This is a genomic window from Marinobacter sp. LQ44, from assembly GCF_001447155.2.
Lineage (GTDB): Bacteria > Pseudomonadota > Gammaproteobacteria > Pseudomonadales > Oleiphilaceae > Marinobacter.
In genome coordinates this window covers 4,353,207-4,369,428 of record NZ_CP014754.1, presented here as the reverse complement: position 1 = coordinate 4,369,428, position 16,222 = coordinate 4,353,207, and the positions used below count along the sequence as shown (strand labels likewise).

Annotated in this window: 15 protein-coding genes; 10 read left to right on the top strand and 5 right to left on the bottom strand. The window is 57.8% G+C overall.

Annotation, left to right across the window (positions count from 1 at the left end; translation table 11 throughout):
- Nucleotides 1-3: 3 nt before the first annotated feature.
- Together rhlB and ASQ50_RS19955 are read right to left on the bottom strand one after the other, a co-directional pair.
- Complete coding sequence (rhlB, locus tag ASQ50_RS19960; RefSeq protein ID WP_058089535.1) at nucleotides 4-1,287, bottom strand: ATP-dependent RNA helicase RhlB; 1,284 nt, start codon at nucleotides 1,285-1,287, stop codon at nucleotides 4-6.
- The gene (locus tag ASQ50_RS19955) at nucleotides 1,284-2,009 is read right to left on the bottom strand and encodes an elongation factor P hydroxylase (protein ID WP_412535709.1); all 726 of its coding nucleotides are present in this window, start codon (nucleotides 2,007-2,009) and stop codon (nucleotides 1,284-1,286) included. The genes rhlB and ASQ50_RS19955 overlap by 4 nt, the downstream gene beginning before the upstream one ends.
- Here ASQ50_RS19955 and dsbD point away from each other — a divergent pair.
- Nucleotides 2,008-3,903 (top strand): protein-disulfide reductase DsbD, encoded by a 1,896-nt coding sequence (gene dsbD, locus ASQ50_RS19950; RefSeq protein ID WP_058089534.1) that lies wholly within the window; start codon nucleotides 2,008-2,010, stop codon nucleotides 3,901-3,903. The two genes, ASQ50_RS19955 and dsbD, sit on opposite strands and share 2 nt — an antisense overlap.
- Before the next feature lie 9 nt (nucleotides 3,904-3,912).
- Here the strand turns inward: dsbD and tusA are convergent, their stop codons facing one another.
- The gene (tusA, locus tag ASQ50_RS19945) at nucleotides 3,913-4,155 is read right to left on the bottom strand and encodes a sulfurtransferase TusA (RefSeq protein WP_058089533.1); all 243 of its coding nucleotides are present in this window, start codon (nucleotides 4,153-4,155) and stop codon (nucleotides 3,913-3,915) included.
- Between the two features lie 82 nt (nucleotides 4,156-4,237).
- On the opposite strand from tusA, the gene ASQ50_RS19940 reads away from it, so the two are divergent.
- On the top strand, nucleotides 4,238-4,531 hold the full coding sequence (locus ASQ50_RS19940; RefSeq protein ID WP_058089532.1) for an antibiotic biosynthesis monooxygenase family protein: 294 nt from the start codon (nucleotides 4,238-4,240) through the stop codon (nucleotides 4,529-4,531).
- 11 nt (nucleotides 4,532-4,542) lie between these two features.
- Here the strand turns inward: ASQ50_RS19940 and rlmM are convergent, their stop codons facing one another.
- The gene (gene rlmM, locus ASQ50_RS19935; protein ID WP_058089531.1) at nucleotides 4,543-5,619 is read right to left on the bottom strand and encodes a 23S rRNA (cytidine(2498)-2'-O)-methyltransferase RlmM; all 1,077 of its coding nucleotides are present in this window, start codon (nucleotides 5,617-5,619) and stop codon (nucleotides 4,543-4,545) included.
- A gap of 129 nt (nucleotides 5,620-5,748) precedes the next feature.
- Here rlmM and ASQ50_RS19930 point away from each other — a divergent pair, with 129 nt between their 5' ends.
- Complete coding sequence (locus tag ASQ50_RS19930) at nucleotides 5,749-7,626, top strand: diguanylate cyclase (protein WP_138436421.1); 1,878 nt, start codon at nucleotides 5,749-5,751, stop codon at nucleotides 7,624-7,626.
- On the opposite strand, the gene ASQ50_RS19925 is transcribed toward ASQ50_RS19930, so the two are convergent.
- Nucleotides 7,593-8,255: an alpha/beta family hydrolase gene (locus tag ASQ50_RS19925; RefSeq protein WP_227510065.1), complete on the bottom strand. Its 663-nt coding sequence runs from the start codon at nucleotides 8,253-8,255 to the stop codon at nucleotides 7,593-7,595. The genes ASQ50_RS19930 and ASQ50_RS19925 overlap by 34 nt on opposite strands.
- A gap of 221 nt (nucleotides 8,256-8,476) precedes the next feature.
- Here ASQ50_RS19925 and ccoN point away from each other — a divergent pair, with 221 nt between their 5' ends.
- The 7 genes from ccoN (at nucleotide 8,477) to ASQ50_RS19890 (ending at nucleotide 16,181) form a co-directional block, all read left to right on the top strand.
- Nucleotides 8,477-9,907 (top strand): cytochrome-c oxidase, cbb3-type subunit I, encoded by a 1,431-nt coding sequence (ccoN, locus tag ASQ50_RS19920; RefSeq protein ID WP_058089530.1) that lies wholly within the window; start codon nucleotides 8,477-8,479, stop codon nucleotides 9,905-9,907.
- Nucleotides 9,908-9,920: 13 nt separating this feature from the next.
- Nucleotides 9,921-10,529, top strand: coding sequence for a cytochrome-c oxidase, cbb3-type subunit II (gene ccoO, locus ASQ50_RS19915; RefSeq protein ID WP_058089529.1), 609 nt, complete (start codon nucleotides 9,921-9,923; stop codon nucleotides 10,527-10,529).
- Nucleotides 10,530-10,533: 4 nt separating this feature from the next.
- Nucleotides 10,534-10,725: a CcoQ/FixQ family Cbb3-type cytochrome c oxidase assembly chaperone gene (locus ASQ50_RS19910; protein ID WP_058089528.1), complete on the top strand. Its 192-nt coding sequence runs from the start codon at nucleotides 10,534-10,536 to the stop codon at nucleotides 10,723-10,725.
- Complete coding sequence (gene ccoP / locus ASQ50_RS19905) at nucleotides 10,722-11,612, top strand: cytochrome-c oxidase, cbb3-type subunit III (protein WP_058089527.1); 891 nt, start codon at nucleotides 10,722-10,724, stop codon at nucleotides 11,610-11,612. The genes ASQ50_RS19910 and ccoP overlap by 4 nt, the downstream gene beginning before the upstream one ends.
- A gap of 127 nt (nucleotides 11,613-11,739) precedes the next feature.
- On the top strand, nucleotides 11,740-13,173 hold the full coding sequence (gene ccoG, locus ASQ50_RS19900) for a cytochrome c oxidase accessory protein CcoG (protein WP_058089526.1): 1,434 nt from the start codon (nucleotides 11,740-11,742) through the stop codon (nucleotides 13,171-13,173).
- Nucleotides 13,174-13,221: 48 nt separating this feature from the next.
- Nucleotides 13,222-13,737 (top strand): FixH family protein, encoded by a 516-nt coding sequence (locus ASQ50_RS19895; protein WP_058089525.1) that lies wholly within the window; start codon nucleotides 13,222-13,224, stop codon nucleotides 13,735-13,737.
- Entirely contained in the window at nucleotides 13,734-16,181 is a 2,448-nt protein-coding gene (locus ASQ50_RS19890) for a heavy metal translocating P-type ATPase (protein ID WP_058089524.1), read from the top strand. The genes ASQ50_RS19895 and ASQ50_RS19890 overlap by 4 nt, the downstream gene beginning before the upstream one ends.
- The last annotated feature ends 41 nt before the right edge of the window (nucleotides 16,182-16,222 follow it).

Sequence of the window (16,222 nt, the reverse complement as noted above, 5' to 3'; positions counted from 1 at the left end):
GACTCAGTTGCGCCGGGGCCGCGAACCGCCACGCCCTGCCGGCCCGCGGCCGCTCTGGGGGCGGCGACCACCGCGCTTGCGCGTGATCGGCGGGTTATCCATGGTGGCCATCAAGTCTTCGTCTGGCACCGCGGTTTTCAGCTTCTGGCTGATGTACTTCTCGATCTCCGGTAAGGCAAAAGAGTCGTCTTCCCCGGCAAAGCTGACGGAAACACCGGTCTTGCCTGCGCGCCCGGTACGACCAATCCGGTGTACGTAATCCTCGGCGTTCTCAGGCAGGTTGTAGTTGAACACGTGGGTAACGCCATTCACGTGAATGCCCCGGCCTGCCACATCGGTAGCCACCAGCACCTGGATCTGCCCCTTTTTGAACTGGTCCAGGGTTTTCAACCGTTTGTTCTGGGCGATCTCACCAGACATCAGGGACACCTTCACGCCCTGATTCTTCAGATCCTCCTCAAGATCCCGGCACTGGTCACGACGATTGGCAAACACAATGGCCTTCTCAACTTCCGGACGTTTGAGGTAGTTCACCAGCACCGGCAGTTTGTCGTCGTCAGACACCAGATACACGGTCTGCTCTACCCGTTCGGCGGTTTTCTGCTCCGGCTCGATCTCAACAAACTCTGCGTTTTGGGTCCACATGGACGCCAGGTTCAGAACGTCCTGGTTGAAGGTGGCGCTGAACAGCAGGGTTTGGCGATCTTCTTTGCTGGTGCACTTGCGGATAATTCGTTTGACGTCAGGGATGAAGCCCATATCCAGCATGCGGTCTGCTTCATCCAGGATCAGGATGTCGATCTGGTCCAGAAACACGTCCTGGGAGCCCAAAAAGTCGATCAACCGGCCCGGGGTTGCCACCAGAATGTCGACAATCTCGTTCTGCAACTGCTCGCGTTGCTTGTCGTAGTTCATACCGCCCACCACGGTAACCACATTGTGGCCGGTGTACTGGCACAGCTGCTCTGCGTCCTTGGCAATCTGCATCGCCAATTCACGGGTTGGAGCCAGGGCAAGCACTCTGGGCTCAGAGGCAAACCGGTCTTTTTCATCCACCGGTGTTTCCAGCAGAGTCTGTATCGCCGTAATCAGGAAGGCTGCCGTTTTACCGGTACCGGTCTGGGCCTGGCCGATCAGGTCTTCGCAAGCCAGGGTCCAGGGCAGGGTTTCGGCCTGAATGGGCGTGCAGTATTCAAATCCGATTTTACTGATGGCATCCAGCAGGCGCTTGTCGAGGTTCAGATCGCTGAAGCGCAAATCGCCGGTATGTTTTGGGTCAGATGTCATAAAGGCTCTAATATCCTTGAGTGGTCGTATTCGGGAGCCGTGGGCGCCACGCGGCGCTTATCCTGATGCCAGCACTGCTGGATTCTTTCGGCCGTCCCGTAGAAAGACTTGAGTGTATCGAAAAATTGCTGGGCCCTTGATGGCAGGCCATGAACCAGATATTGGGAGGCCTGCAGGCACACATTATGGCGGAAGCCTCGCTCATCGGCCGCGCCGCTGCCGGAAAGGTTATCAACGCTGATATGAAAGCGCGTGCCGGCCGCCAGGGAAAACAGCCATTCAAGGGCCTGAGGCTTGACCTCCACCTTTTCAAACGCCTGCTGTTGCTCCAGGCTGCGACCATCCGGACAATACCAGTATCCGTAATCGTGCAACGTGCGCCGATGCTCACCGGCTAAACACCAATGGGCAATCTCGTGGAGGGCACTGGCAAAAAAACCGTGGGCAAACACTACCCGGGCAAGTCCGTCTGGCTCGCTGGCAGGCAGGTACTCCGGTTCGTCACTGCCCCTGACCAGAATGGTCCGGAAGGATTCCCGGAACAGGTCGTTGAACAGCATGATAAGATCGTCTGGATTGTGATTCATCGGTTGGCTATTGTGCGACTTTAATACAAGCAATACCAGAGGGAACTTTGCCATGGCAATGATGTCACTGGCAGCAAGGCGACGAGCCGCAATACCGCCCCCCATTGGAAACACCCAGGATAACGAAGAATTCATGACAGCTATTCCAGACTCCCATCAACGATTGCGCCGCCCGGTCTCCCAGCTCGGGGCCTTGCTGGCACTGCTGTTTACCCTGCTTCCGGCCTCCGCCCTGGCCTTTGGCAACTCAGGAAGCTCCCTGTTTGGTGGCGGCAACAACGGCTTCCTGCCCGTAGACGAGGCGCTGCCCTTCAACCACAGCACGGAAGGCGACAGCGTTGTCCTGTCCTGGAATATTGCCCCGGAACACTATCTCTACAAAAGCCGTATACAGATTACTCCGGTCACTGAAGGCGTCAGCATTGGCGAGCCCGAGTTCTCCCTGCCCGGCACCCTGACCGAAGACGAATACTTCGGCGAGATGATGGTGTTCTTCGATCCGGTCGAGGCCCGGGTGCCGGTCATCCTTCCCGAGGGTATACAGGAAGCGGAACTGCAAGTGACCTACCAGGGCTGCGCAAAGGCGGGTCTGTGTTATCCGCCGCAGACGCGGGACGTTCTGTACTATCCGGGTAAAGGTGATAGCCAGGGCAGTCGTTCCTCACCCGCTTCAGGCAGCGTCTCCAGCAGCGGAGCATTCAACACGACAGATAACACTTCTTCGGCAACCGGCCTGGCCGGATTCCTGTCCAGCCAGTCGATCTGGATGATCGCTGGGGTATTCTTCCTGCTGGGGCTGGGGCTGACCTTCACCCCGTGCGTGTTGCCCATGGTGCCGATTATTTCCACTATGGTCTCAGGCCACAACACCCGCACGACAGGCCATGCTCTCCTTCTTTCCGGCAGCTACGTGCTGGGCATGGCGCTTACCTACGCCGCCGCTGGGGTGATTACCGGCCTGCTGGGCGCCAGTTTCAACCTGCAGGCACAGCTCCAGTCGCCCCTCGTACTCGGTGTTTTTGCGGCACTGTTTGTGGTGTTTGCCCTGGCGATGTTTGACCTGTTTGAGATTCAGCTACCCAGGTTTATCCGCGAGCCGCTGAACGATGCCAGCCAGAAGCTGACCGGCACCCGGGTGATCAGTATCTTCGGCATTGGTTCATTGTCGGCACTGATTGTCTCGCCCTGTGTCTCTGCGCCTCTGGCCGGTAGCCTGCTTTACATTTCAACCACACAGGACGCCGTCATAGGCGGCGTTGCCCTGCTTGCACTTGGGCTTGGCATGGGTGTGCCACTGATTCTTGTGGCCGTCGGCGGACGCAAGCTGCTGCCTACCTCAGGCCACTGGATGACGACCGTCAAACATTTTTACGGCGTGATGCTGCTTGCCGTTGCCATCTGGCTTATCGAGCGGATGGTACCAGCCTGGGCAGGCCTGACCATGTGGGGGCTACTGGTGGCCATCACAGGCGTTCAGTTGGGTGCTTTTGATGCGGCCAGGGCTGGCTGGGAACGCACACGCAAGGGCCTGGGCCTGGTAATGTTCGCCTATGGCCTGGCGCTCCTGGCAGGGGCGTTCAGCGGCGCCAATGATCCGCTGCGGCCGCTGGCACCGTTTACCGCATCTGCCGGCCAGGTTCAGGGCGGCGGCGCCAGCCATGCAGACTTCCAGCGGGTCGAAGATCCGCAACAGATTCGCGCAATGCTGGCCGATGCCCGCGCCAACCAGCAACCTGTTGTGCTCGACTTCTACGCGGATTGGTGCGTGTCGTGCAAAATCATGGAGCGGAACGTGTTCAGCGACCAGGACGTGATCCAGGCGTTAGCACCCTACACCCTGTTGCAAATCGACATGACCGACAACACCCGTGACCAACAGGCCCTGCTGAATGAACTCGGGCTATTTGGTCCGCCGGCCATTCTGTTCTATCGAACCAACGGCGAAGAGCTACAGGAAGCACGGGTGCTCGGGGAAATGAACCGTAGGCAGTTCCTTGACCATCTTGGCAAGGTGGCCCGGGAGAGCTGAGCGGTGTGCTCAGCTCTCACAACGGCGAATCAGGAAATGGAATTCCCCTTCCAGTTCCTGTTGGCTCAGCAGCTCATGGCTCAGGAACTGGCAAAAACGGGGTATATCCCGGGTTGTTGAAGGATCGGTCGCTACAACGCGCAACACTTCCCCCACGCCAACATCGTTGATCCGGGTGTGCAGCATCATTACCGGTTCCGGGCACAACAGCCCTCGAGCGTCCAGCTCGGCTTGAAACTCCAGGGTTGTCACAACAGCCACCTCCAGTTCTCGTGATTTTCAGAATCCGGTGCTAAATTATTGTTTACAGCAACGAAAATAAAGGACCAATTGCATGATTCGGGTTTTGATTGAACGACACATCGCAGAGTCTCTGGAAACCGCCTACGAGGAGCGTTCACGTTTGGTACTGCAGCAGGCCGTTAGTACACCCGGTTTTATTTCAGGTGAGACGCTGGTCGACAGCCATGACCCGAACCACCGTATCACCCTTGCCAACTGGCGCTCTGAAGCTGACTGGGATCGCTGGTACCACTCCCGGGAGCGGCGCGAGCTGATGGCAGAACTGGTGCCCATGATGGACCGCGATGAAATCATCACAGTTCTTGAGCAAAGCCCTATGCCCTGAGCCACTCCGGCTTAGTCCAGGCGCTCGATAAAACAGGTGATTTCCTCTCGATCATGATAAAGGTGGCGGGCCCGTACACGGCAAGTCAGGCCCGCCTCCTCAAGACCACGCACCAGGATGTCCTGGCATACCAGCCATTCGTCGTAGCGCTTCTTCATCGGTAACTTCAGGTTGAATACCGTGTAACGGCAAAGCCTGTCTGCCAGCCAGTCCACTGCCATCCGGGCGGTGCGGCGCGGCTTATCGACTATGTCGCAAACCATCCAGTCGACCGCCCGCTTCGGGCGCCAGGCATAACCATCCGCCTCAATGTGCTCAACATGCCCACTGGCCATCAAATCCGGATTCATCGGGCCATTATCAACAGCCGTCACCATCATACCCTGGTTCACCAGTTGCCAGGTCCAACCGCCGGGCGCGGCTCCCAGATCGACGGCTTTCCTGCCACCACCCAGGTAGTCGAGCCAGCGATCCTCCGGCAGAAATACTTTCCAGGCTTCCTCGAGTTTGAGCGCGGAGCGGCTGGGGGCCGAGGCGGGTAATCTGAGCCGCGGCACGCCCCCAGGGAACGGCGACCGGTTACCAGCGAGGCTGTACCCAATCACAGCCATACCAAAGTCTGCCAGCAGTATTTCCAGCCGTTTTCTAGTCTTTGCATCCGCCGTTTCCTGAAGCAATCCCGCGCCCCGCAGGCCCTTGGATAACGGCGCCACCCATTTTCGGGAAAAGTTACCCAGGTCCCGGTCCTCGTTGTTCTCCGGTAAACGCACCTCTACCCGGGCACAGCCACTCCCCTTCCAATCCTGATCTCGCAGAAAACCGACCACGGCCCCAACCCGATCCTGTACTGGCAACGCACAATCGCCCAGGATAACGAACCAGTCCCGAACAAATACCAGTTCGTCCAACGGCAGGCGGCCCATCAGTTCCTCCGGGCTTTCCTCACTGCCAATGGTAAACCGGACCAACCCGCTGTTCCTGACCGGCTGAAAATAACCAAACACGCCTTTAAGGGCTGCCTGATCCGTCACTTCCTGGCCCGCCTCGGCTTCGAATCCCGGGCGGCACACCAGCATAACCTGTTGCATCTATCACCTTTTCATTCAAAATTGTCAGGAATCTGACACCCCGACAAACAAGAAACTTGAACCTGTTTAACAGCAGGATTTGTTTACGCTGGCTACACTTCCGCCTTCATTCGACACGGGATTTCGTTGATGACGCCTCGATTCTGCGCCCTGCTGATGCTTGGCCTGCTGGCCTTTGCCGGCATTATGCCCGGTTACAGCATGGCGGCGGAACCATGCCCGACCCTACAGGCAACCAACCCCGAAGCCCGGAGCGCAATTAATCATCACTTGTGTTTCCATTCCGCCCGCCCCGGCGAGCCAGCCCACGCCGCTCAGAGCGCATCAGAACTGCCGGTGGATATGCCCTGGACACCCGCCAATGGCCACGACCTGGTGTTCAGCCATACAGACGCCGTCTACTGGATACAACTGACCGTCCACAACCCGGGCGCCAACCGGGCGCTCTGGTATCTGAAACTTAATTACCCGCTGCTGGACGAAATCACCTTCTGGCAATACCGCCACCAGCCGGGCAGCCCGGATGTCGTCACCGAGGCGGCGCCGCCACTGACCACAGGTGATTCCCTGCCGTTTGCCACCCGGGGCATAGATTACCGTTATTACCTGTTACCGGTCACGCTGGATCCGTCCGAACGGCGCACCATTACCATCCGGGTTCACAGCAGCGGGGCGCTGAATGTGCCCCTGGCCCTGATGACACCGGAAGAGGTCATTGCAGAAAGCAATCACCTGACCTTGATCCACGGCCTGTTTTACGGGGCGCTGCTGATTCTGGCCGCCTTTAACCTGCTGCTATTCTTCAGCTCCGGCACCCGGTACTACTTCTATAACGCTTTCTATATCAGCTCCATGGCGATGTTTCTGTTTGCCATGGGCGGCTTCGCGAATCAGTATTTCTGGCCCGAGAGTGCACAGCTGGCGAACCTGTCGATCCCGCTCACCCTGGTCATCTGCTCAGCCGCCATGGCACTGTTTGGCTGGTCATTTCTTGATGTCAGCGCCGGCACGATTTCAGAATCCGTGCTCCGGGGGTTGGTCTGGTCTGCTGTGGGCTTCCTGGCCCTGACCTTCCTGCTACCCTACTCCAAAGCCATCCTGCTCAACACAGCCCATGCGCTGATGGTGATTGCCGCGTTGTCGGTCATTGCGACTATCCGCTGGCGCCAGGGTTACCTGCCCGCCTTCTGGTACATCGCTGCCTGGATGATCATGGTGGTCGGTGCCCTGGCCTATGCCCTGGCGGCCTTCGGCTACCTGGGCGACTACCTGGCCCGCGAGGTCATGATGCAAGCGGCTGTCGGGGGGCAGGTTATCCTGCTGAACTATGCCATGGTGCAACGCTGGCGCCTGCTGAATCAGAAGTTGCTGGATATTGAGCACCAAGCACGCACAGAGCTGGAGTTCAAGGTTCACGAGCGCACCGCACAACTGCGCAATACCATGCGGGAACTTGAGCAGGCGAACCGGAAACTGGCGTCCCTCAGCCTGAACGATGCCCTGACCGGACTACACAACCGCCGGCATATGGATAACCTGTTACCGGAACTCTGCCGTGAAGCCCGTCGAACCGGCCAGCCATTGTCGCTGGCGCTGGTTGATGCCGATCATTTCAAGCGGATTAACGACAGCTGGGGCCACGATTTCGGTGACCAATGCCTCAGGCACATCGCGACCTGCCTGAAGAACCAGATCAAGCGACCACGGGATGTCGCGGTCCGTTTTGGTGGTGAGGAATTTGCCCTGCTGCTACCCGGTACAGACGCCACCGGCGCTTCCAAGTTGTGCCAGGATATTCTTGAGGCGGTGCGGGACTCTCGCATTACCGCTCCCGATGGTACAGCCGTCAGCCTCACCGTTAGCGCAGGCATCGCGGAACTGGGCGTCGAAGAGCAGCCAGACAGCCTGTTCCGACGCGCCGATGAAGCCCTCTATGCCTCCAAAGCCGCCGGCCGGGACGCAATTACCCTTGCTCAACACAGCTCCGAGCCCGCCAGCAACTCCTGAACAAATCGGCCGGTTTCGCCAGCCGCCTGCTCGATAAGGGTTGCCTGGCTGCCGGGATGCTTTGCCGGTGTCTGAAAGTCATGGTTTCCGCCATCCAACCAGCACAGCCGGGAAAGCCCCGGCATCTCACCCTGGGCCGCTACCTCCTCCAGCTTGCCGAAAGGGTCCCGGGTTCCTTGTACAATCATCATCGGGCAGCCAACGGTCGAAAAATGATCAATACGCCACCGATCTGGCTTGCCCGGGGGATGGAAAGGGTAGCCATAGCAGATAACCCCGGCAATACCCGGAGCATGTTCACTGGCCAACATTGAGGCCACCCGACCACCCATCGACTTGCCTCCAACCAGCATCAGGCAGTCCTCACTCACCTCATCTCGCACCCGTGCCACTTCGGCCCGGAATGAATCCAGCAACACAGGCATTCGGTCCGGTGGCCGCTTGCGGCCGTCTTCCCGCCGCCGAACCATATACGGAAACTCAAACCTGACCGTTGCAATCCCCTGCCGATCCAAAGCGTCAGATAGTTGCTCCATGAAAGGAGAGTCCATGGGCGCGCCGGCCCCATGGGCCAGCAACATGACACTTTTGGCCCCTTTACCGTAACCTTTGGTCTTAATCCGGTTCACAACATTCAACTCCTCGCTGTCAGCGGGTATCATTAGCGACCGAGCGGAAACCTTCAAGGCGCTTTTGTAACGCGGTTCAAGCCTTGCAAACTGTTGGCCAAACTGCTGATTCCAGCGGATTTGACGAATGTCAGGAGTTGACCTGAATCATTGCAAAGGCCTAATGGTTTCTCCATACTTGCGCCCGCATATTTCCCCATCCTAAACCCATTGGTAAGGCTATGAGCACAGTAAATGCAAACCTGACATACAACTACAAGGTGGTGAGACAATTCGCCATCATGACAGTGGTATGGGGTATTGTAGGCATGGCTCTGGGTGTGCTGATTGCAGCACAGCTGGTTTGGCCATCCCTCAACCTCGATCTGCCCTGGACTCACTTCGGTCGCCTGCGGCCGCTGCACACCAACGCCGTCATCTTCGGCTTTGGTGGAAGTGCCCTGTTTGCTACCTCTTACTACGTAGTACAGCGGACCTGTCAGGCCCGCCTGTTCTCCGATGGTATGGCAGCGTTCACATTCTGGGGCTGGCAGGCGATCATTGTATCGGCCGCCATTACCTTGCCACTGGGCATCACGTCTTCCAAGGAATACGCAGAGCTGGAATGGCCGATTGATATCGCCATTGCCATCGTGTGGGTAACCTACGCTCTGGTGTTCTTCGGCACCGTGATGAAGCGCAGCACACCGCACATCTATGTGGCCAACTGGTTCTACGGCGCATTCATCATTACCGTGGCAGTTCTGCACATCGGTAACAACATGGCCCTGCCAGCTACCGCCTGGAAATCCTACTCGGCGTACGCGGGTGTCACTGACGCCATGATGCAATGGTGGTACGGCCACAACGCCGTTGGCTTCTTCCTGACCGCCGGCTTCCTGGGCATGATGTACTATTTCGTACCCAAGCAGGCGAACCGTCCGGTTTATTCCTACCGCTTGTCGATCGTGCACTTCTGGGCGCTGATCACCACCTATGTGTGGGCCGGCGGCCACCACCTGCACTACTCTGCCCTGCCTGACTGGGCACAGACTGCGGGCATGGTGATGTCCCTGATCCTGCTGGCTCCGTCCTGGGGCGGCATGATCAATGGCATGATGACCCTGTCTGGCGCCTGGCACAAACTGCGCACCGATCCAATCCTGCGGTTCCTGGTGGTCTCCCTGTCCTTCTATGGCATGTCCACCTTCGAAGGCCCGATGATGTCCATCAAGACCGTTAACGCACTGTCCCACAACACTGACTGGACCATCGGCCACGTGCACTCCGGTGCCCTCGGCTGGGTAGCCATGATCAGTATCGGCGCCGTCTATCACCTGGTTCCGAAACTCTGGGGCGTGCAAGCCATGTACAGCACCGCACTGATCAACGTTCACTTCTGGCTGGCTACTGTTGGTACCGTCCTGTACATCGTTGCCATGTGGGTTAACGGCATCATGCAGGGCCTGATGTGGCGCGCAGTTAACGAAGACGGCACTCTGACCTACAGCTTCGTTGAATCTCTGGAAGCGTCCTACCCCGGCTATTTCGTCCGGTTTATTGGTGGCGCCATCTTCCTGGCCGGCATGCTGATCATGGCTTACAACGTGTACATGACCGTACGCCAGAAAGAAGCCGCAGCACAGGACAACGCTGCCGTTCAAGCGGCGTAAGGGGAGAGACCAGATGAGACACGAAATAGTAGAAAAGAACCTTGGCCTGATGATCGTCCTGATTGTGGTGGTCATCAGCGGCGGCTTTCTGGCCGAAGTAGTGCCCCTGTTCTTCCAGAAGGATGTGAACCAGCCAGTAGATGGTCTGGAACCGCTGTCCGCATTGGAACTGGAAGGCCGGGACATCTATATCCGCGAAGGCTGCCACGTGTGCCATACCCAGCAGATTCGCCCGTTCCGGGCTGAAACCGAGCGTTATGGCCACTACTCCGTGGCGGGCGAGTTTGTTTATGACCGCCCGTTCCTGTGGGGTTCCAAGCGCACTGGTCCTGACCTTGCCCGCGTGGGTGGCCGTTACTCCGATGCCTGGCAGCGCCAGCATCTGTACGATCCGCGCAGCGTGGTGCCTGAGTCCAACATGCCGGCTTTCCCCTGGCTGTTTGATAACCGTGTGAAGCACACCACCATCGAAGCTCGAATGAGAACACTGCAGACCCTCGGCGTGCCTTATACCGACGAGCAGGTAGCAAGTGCTGCCTCAGACATCGAAGGCAAGTTCGAAATCGAAGCACTGGTCGCATACCTGCAACAGCTGGGTACTGTGATTTCAGACAAACGGTGATCCCATGGATATTAATGAGTTACGCGGCATACACTCGCTGGTAATCATGGCGATTTTTCTCGGCATCATTTGGTGGGCGTTCAGCGCCCACCGAAAGAAGGCAAATGAAGAAGCCTCAAAGCTGCCCTTCTCCGATGATGACGATGAAGTAGCCAAGCGTACGCTCGAACAGGAAAAAACGGAGAAGAAACAATGAGTACCTTCTGGAGCATCTGGATCAGCGTGATCGTGCTCGGTACCATCTTCGGCTGCTGGTGGCTGCTTTGGGCCACCCGCAAAAGCCAGACGACCGATACCGAAACCGACCGCACAATGGGCCATTCCTTCGATGGCATCGAGGAATACGACAACCCGCTGCCAAAGTGGTGGTTTTACCTGTTCATCGCAACCTGTGTGTTTGCACTGGGATACCTGGCTCTCTATCCGGGCCTGGGTAACTTCAAGGGCATTCTGGGTTGGACCTCTGCCAACCAGTGGGAGGCGGAAGTAGCCAAAGCCGATGCCAGGTACGGTGAAATCTACGCCCAGTTTGGCGACACCCCGATCCCGGAGCTGGCGCAGAACGAAGATGCCATGAAAATTGGCCAGCGTTTGTATGCCAACAACTGTTCGGTGTGCCACGGTACTGCCGCTCGCGGCCAGGTGGGCTTCCCCAACCTGACCGACGACGACTGGCTGTGGGGCGGTGAGCCTGACCAGATCTGGCACAGCATTGCCAAAGGTCGTCAGGGCAACATGCCGGCCAAGGGTGTCATGCCCAACATGACCAGCCAGCAGGTTGATCAGGTGGTTAATTTTGTACTCAGCTACAGTGGTCGTGAGCGGGATGCCGAGGCTGCAAAAGCGGGTGAAGCTGTTTACCAGCAAGCCTGTGCGGCTTGTCACGGCGCCGATGGAACCGGCATGACCGCCATGGGGGCACCTAACCTGACCGACAACATCTGGCTGTACGGCTCTACCTACGAGTGGATCCGGGAGACCGTCGAACACGGTCGCCAGAACGAGATGCCAGCTCAGGAAGGCCGTCTGACCGACGATCAGATCCAGATCCTGGCAGCCTACGTTTACAGCCTGTCAAACTGAGCCAGACCGGCCGGGCATTCCCCGGCCCGGTCTTCTCAACCCTGCACCTGCCTCGCGGGTGCAGGCTTGAGAAGATCAGCTGACCCTCGAGGCCCGCTCCCAGCACGACACCTTTCGGGAGATACCCATGAGCAATGAAATTCCGGTCACCCAGGTAGACCCTTCCTCCGAGCCTCCCAATAAAAACAACAAGCCGGAAACCGTCGATCTCTACGCCAGCCGTAAGAAGATTTACGTCAAGGAAGTGAAAGGCACGTTCCAGAAGATCCGCAACGTCAGCCTGACGCTGCTCATGGGCATGTACTTTCTATTTGTGTGGCTAACCCTCAATGGCCAGCCGCTGATTCACTTCGATCTGCCGGCACGGGAATTCCACCTGTATGGCGTAACCTTCTTCCCCAAAGACTTTTTCCTGCTCTCGGGCATGCTGATTATCTGTGCCTTTGGCCTGTTCTTCATTACCACCCTGTTTGGCCGGGTCTGGTGCGGCTATACCTGCCCCCAGACCGTCTGGACCTTCATCTTCATGTGGATCGAGGAGAAAGTTGAGGGTAGCCGCAACAAGCGCATGAAGCTCGACAAAGCCCCCAACTCAACGGAAAAGGTCACCAAGAAAACCATCAAACACAGCTTGTGGCTGTTTGTCGCTCTGGCAACGGGCCTTACCTTTGTAGGTTATTTCTACCCGATCCGGGAACTGATCGTTGATCTGTTCACCCTTCAGGCCAATGGCTGGGCCTATTTCTGGGTAGCCTTCTTCACTGTCGCCACCTACCTGAACGCAGGCTGGATGCGCGAGCAGGTGTGCCTGTACATGTGCCCCTATGCCCGTTTCCAGTCTGTCATGTTCGACCCGAACACCCGGATTGTCTCCTATGACCCAAACCGGGGTGAGCCCCGCGGTGGCCGCAAGAAAAGCGTCAATCCCGCAGACGTCGGCCTGGGTGACTGCATTGACTGCGGCCAGTGCGTGCAGGTATGCCCCACAGGTATCGATATCCGCGATGGCTTGCAGTATGAATGCATTGGCTGCGCGCTGTGTATTGACGCCTGCGATGAAGTGATGGAAAAAATGGATTACCCCAAAGGGCTTATCCGATACACCACCGAGAACGAGCTGGAAGGCAAAACCTCCAAGCTTCTTCGGCCAAGGACCTTTGGCTACGGTGCGGTTCTGACCCTGATGATCGGAGCGATCATTTTCACTCTGGTCACGCGGGTACCGGCCAAAATGGACGTACTGCGTGACCGTGGCGCGCTTTTCAGCTTCAACGGCGAAGGTCACGTTGAGAACTCGTACACGATAAAAATCCAGAACATGTCGGAGGTTCCCCAGACCTTCAACCTGTCGGTTGAGGGGCTTGAGGGCATCCGGATTCTGACAACAACCAACGTCACAGTTGCCAGCGCTGAAATCCGCTCGCTGCCGACTGTCGTGGATGTTCCGCCAGAATCTATCCCGGACACCAATAACACCATCCGTTTCTATGCGGAGTCCGAAACAGATCCATCACTTATTCTGGAAACTGAAAGCCGTTTTGTTGGTCCAAGGCCGCGATAGAATATCGCAAGCCGCAGACCCGATACACTGACAAGAGTTGATAGCGTAATGACTGACAACACCCCCGTGGCACCCTGGTATCGCCAACCCTGGTTCTGGTTTTTGACGATATTTCCGATCGCTGCAATTATTTCCGGTATCACCATACTGACGGTGGGTAGCATTCTTTCTCCTTCCATGGTGACAGATGACTACTCCCGTGAAGGGCGCGGCATCAATATGGCCATCGCACGGGACCAGAAAGCCCTGGATCTGGGTCTGAAAGGCGGACTGACCGTTGACGAACGCTCTGCACGCCTGACGCTGGAAACCAAAGAAGGCGCAGCAGACTACCCGTATCTGGTTCTCAACCTTTACCACCCGACCATGTCGGAGCGAGATCGCACCATCCAGTTTCGTCGAATGGCCGCCGGAGAGTACACCGGTAACTTGATCGAAGATATGGACGGCCGCTGGTACTACGACCTGCAGGGCCCAGACAACGACTGGCGTGTAAAAGGCGAATTCTGGCTGCCAGCGTCCGACAAAATCGCCCTGAAAGCGACCAGTCCTACCCAGGGGTGAGTGCCCTGAAGTGCTTCCATTGCGGTGAGCCAGCGGACGGCCACCCGCCGATAACCCTGGAACTTGACGGCGAAACCCGACCCTTCTGTTGCCAGGGTTGCAAGGCTGTGTGCGAAACCATTCATAACGAAGGGCTCACAGGCTTCTATCAGTTTCGAACAGAACCCGCCGTCACCCCGCGGGAGCTGACCCGTTCAGAAACCGATCGCCTGAAGGAGCTGGACCATCCGCTGGTCCAGAAATCCTTCGTTGTCCCGGTAAAAGGCGGGCAGGAAGCGAACCTGCTGATCAGCGGCATCACCTGCGCGGCCTGTATCTGGTTGCTGGAGAACCACCTCAAACAACACCCCGGCGTTCAGGCTTTCTCGATTAATCACAGTACCCAGAGAGCGCGCCTGGTGTGGGCACAGGATCACACTCGCCTCAGCGATCTGCTGATTGCCATCCACCAGCTTGGCTATACCGCTCGCCCCTACCAGGCCGACGAAGCCGAGCAGACCCTGAAAGCCGAGCACCGCACCATGCTCATCCGGCTGTTAGTTGCCGGCGCCGGTTCGTTCCAGACCATGATGCTGGCGTTCCCGCTCTATTTTGAGCTGATCAGTGAGTTATCTCCGGAATACGTCAGCTTCTTTCGGTGGTTCAGCCTGATCGTGGCAACGCCAGTGTTGCTGTACAGTGCGCGACCGTTTTTCGAGAACGCCTGGCGCGACCTGACCACCCGCCATCTGACCATGGATGTGCCCGTGGCCATTGCTATCGGCCTCGCCTATGTGGCCAGTGCCTGGGTCACTGTGTTCGGTGGCGAAGAGGTGTATTTCGAATCCGTATGCATGTTTACCTTTTTCCTTCTGCTGGGGCGCTACGTGGAAGTCCAGGCCCGCTACCGCGCGGGCCTGACAGGCGGTGCCCTGGCGGGATTTCAGCCAACCGTCGCCGCCATGGTACGGGATGGCGAGACAGATCTGGTGCCGGCCCACGAAGTCAAAGCTGGTGATATTATCCGTGTACGCCCGGGCGAGACACTGCCGGTGGACGGAGAGATTGTGTCTGGTGAATCTACCCTCAACGAAGCCGCCCTGACCGGCGAATACCTGCCTGAATCCCGGGGGCCCGGCGATACCGTTCATGCCGGTAGCATCAACGGCGAGAATCCGCTGGATATCCGGGTGGTCAAAGCCGGTGCGGAAACCCGGCTTTCCGGAATCCTGCGGATACTGGACCGGGTTCAGTCGGAGAAGCCTCCGGTGGCGCGCCTGGCAGATCGCATCGCTGGCAAGTTTATTCGCCAGGTACTGATACTGACGCCCCTTGTCTGGGGCGGCTGGGTTCTCGCCGGCGCCGGCAACGCCTTCGACATCGCCTTGTCCGTGCTGGTGGTTACCTGCCCCTGCGCCCTCTCTCTCGCAACACCAACGGCACTCACCTCAGCCACCATGCGTTTGCGAAAACTCGGCTTCCTGCCGACCAAAGGCCACACACTGGAATCCCTGTACAGCATCGACACCGTGGTGTTCGATAAAACCGGCACCTTGACTCGTGGCGAGCTGACCCTGACTGGTAGCCAGACCTTCGGTGACATGGACCAAGCCAGCTGTCAGAAACTGGCAGCCGGCCTGGAAAAACACTCCGAACATCCGATCGCCAGAGTTTTTCACGAATGTGCATCGGTGGCCGTGGAGAATGTGAACAACCATCTGGGCGGAGGTTTGTCTGGTACTTTTAATGGCAAGCCCGTGTTTATCGGTCACAAGGCGTTCGTTGAGCAACACACTTCCGCTCCGCCCCCCCATGCGGACATTGCTTCTGGCATGGAAATCTGGCTCGCTACCGCCGATCAATGGCTTGCCAGCTTCCAACTGGATGATCAAATCCGCGAAGATGCCGGGCAAGCCATCAAGGCACTCAATCAAGCCGGAATACGGTCCCTGCTCCTCAGTGGTGATCGATCGGCCCATGTCCAGCAGGTTGCTGAGACACTGGGTATAAAAACGGCGATTGGCGAAGCCTCACCGGAACAGAAGTTGGCGGTGCTCGATCAGCTTCGCGATGAAGGTCACAAGGTAATGATGGTGGGCGATGGCCTGAACGACCTCCCCTCCATGGCCGGTGCGGGTATCTCGGTCGCCATGGGCACCGCCGCCGACCTGACCCAGCTAAAAGCCGATGCGGTGCTGATGAATGGTCAGCTGATGCAACTGCTCCAGGCCATCAAGGCAAGCCAGCAGACCCGCAGGATCATTCGGCAGAACATGCTCTGGGCGCTTGCCTACAACGTCGCCGCCCTGCCCCTCGCAGCAGCAGGCCTGGTCACCCCATGGATGGCGGCCATCGGTATGTCGGCCAGCTCTCTTTTGGTCGTGCTTAATGCCTTGCGGCTTGGCACATCCTCAAAGAGGTCCGGCCAGGAACCTGATACAGTTGGCTCTCATGCTACGGCTTGATACCGTAATCATCTACTTATCGTTTAGGAGCGCATCGTGCA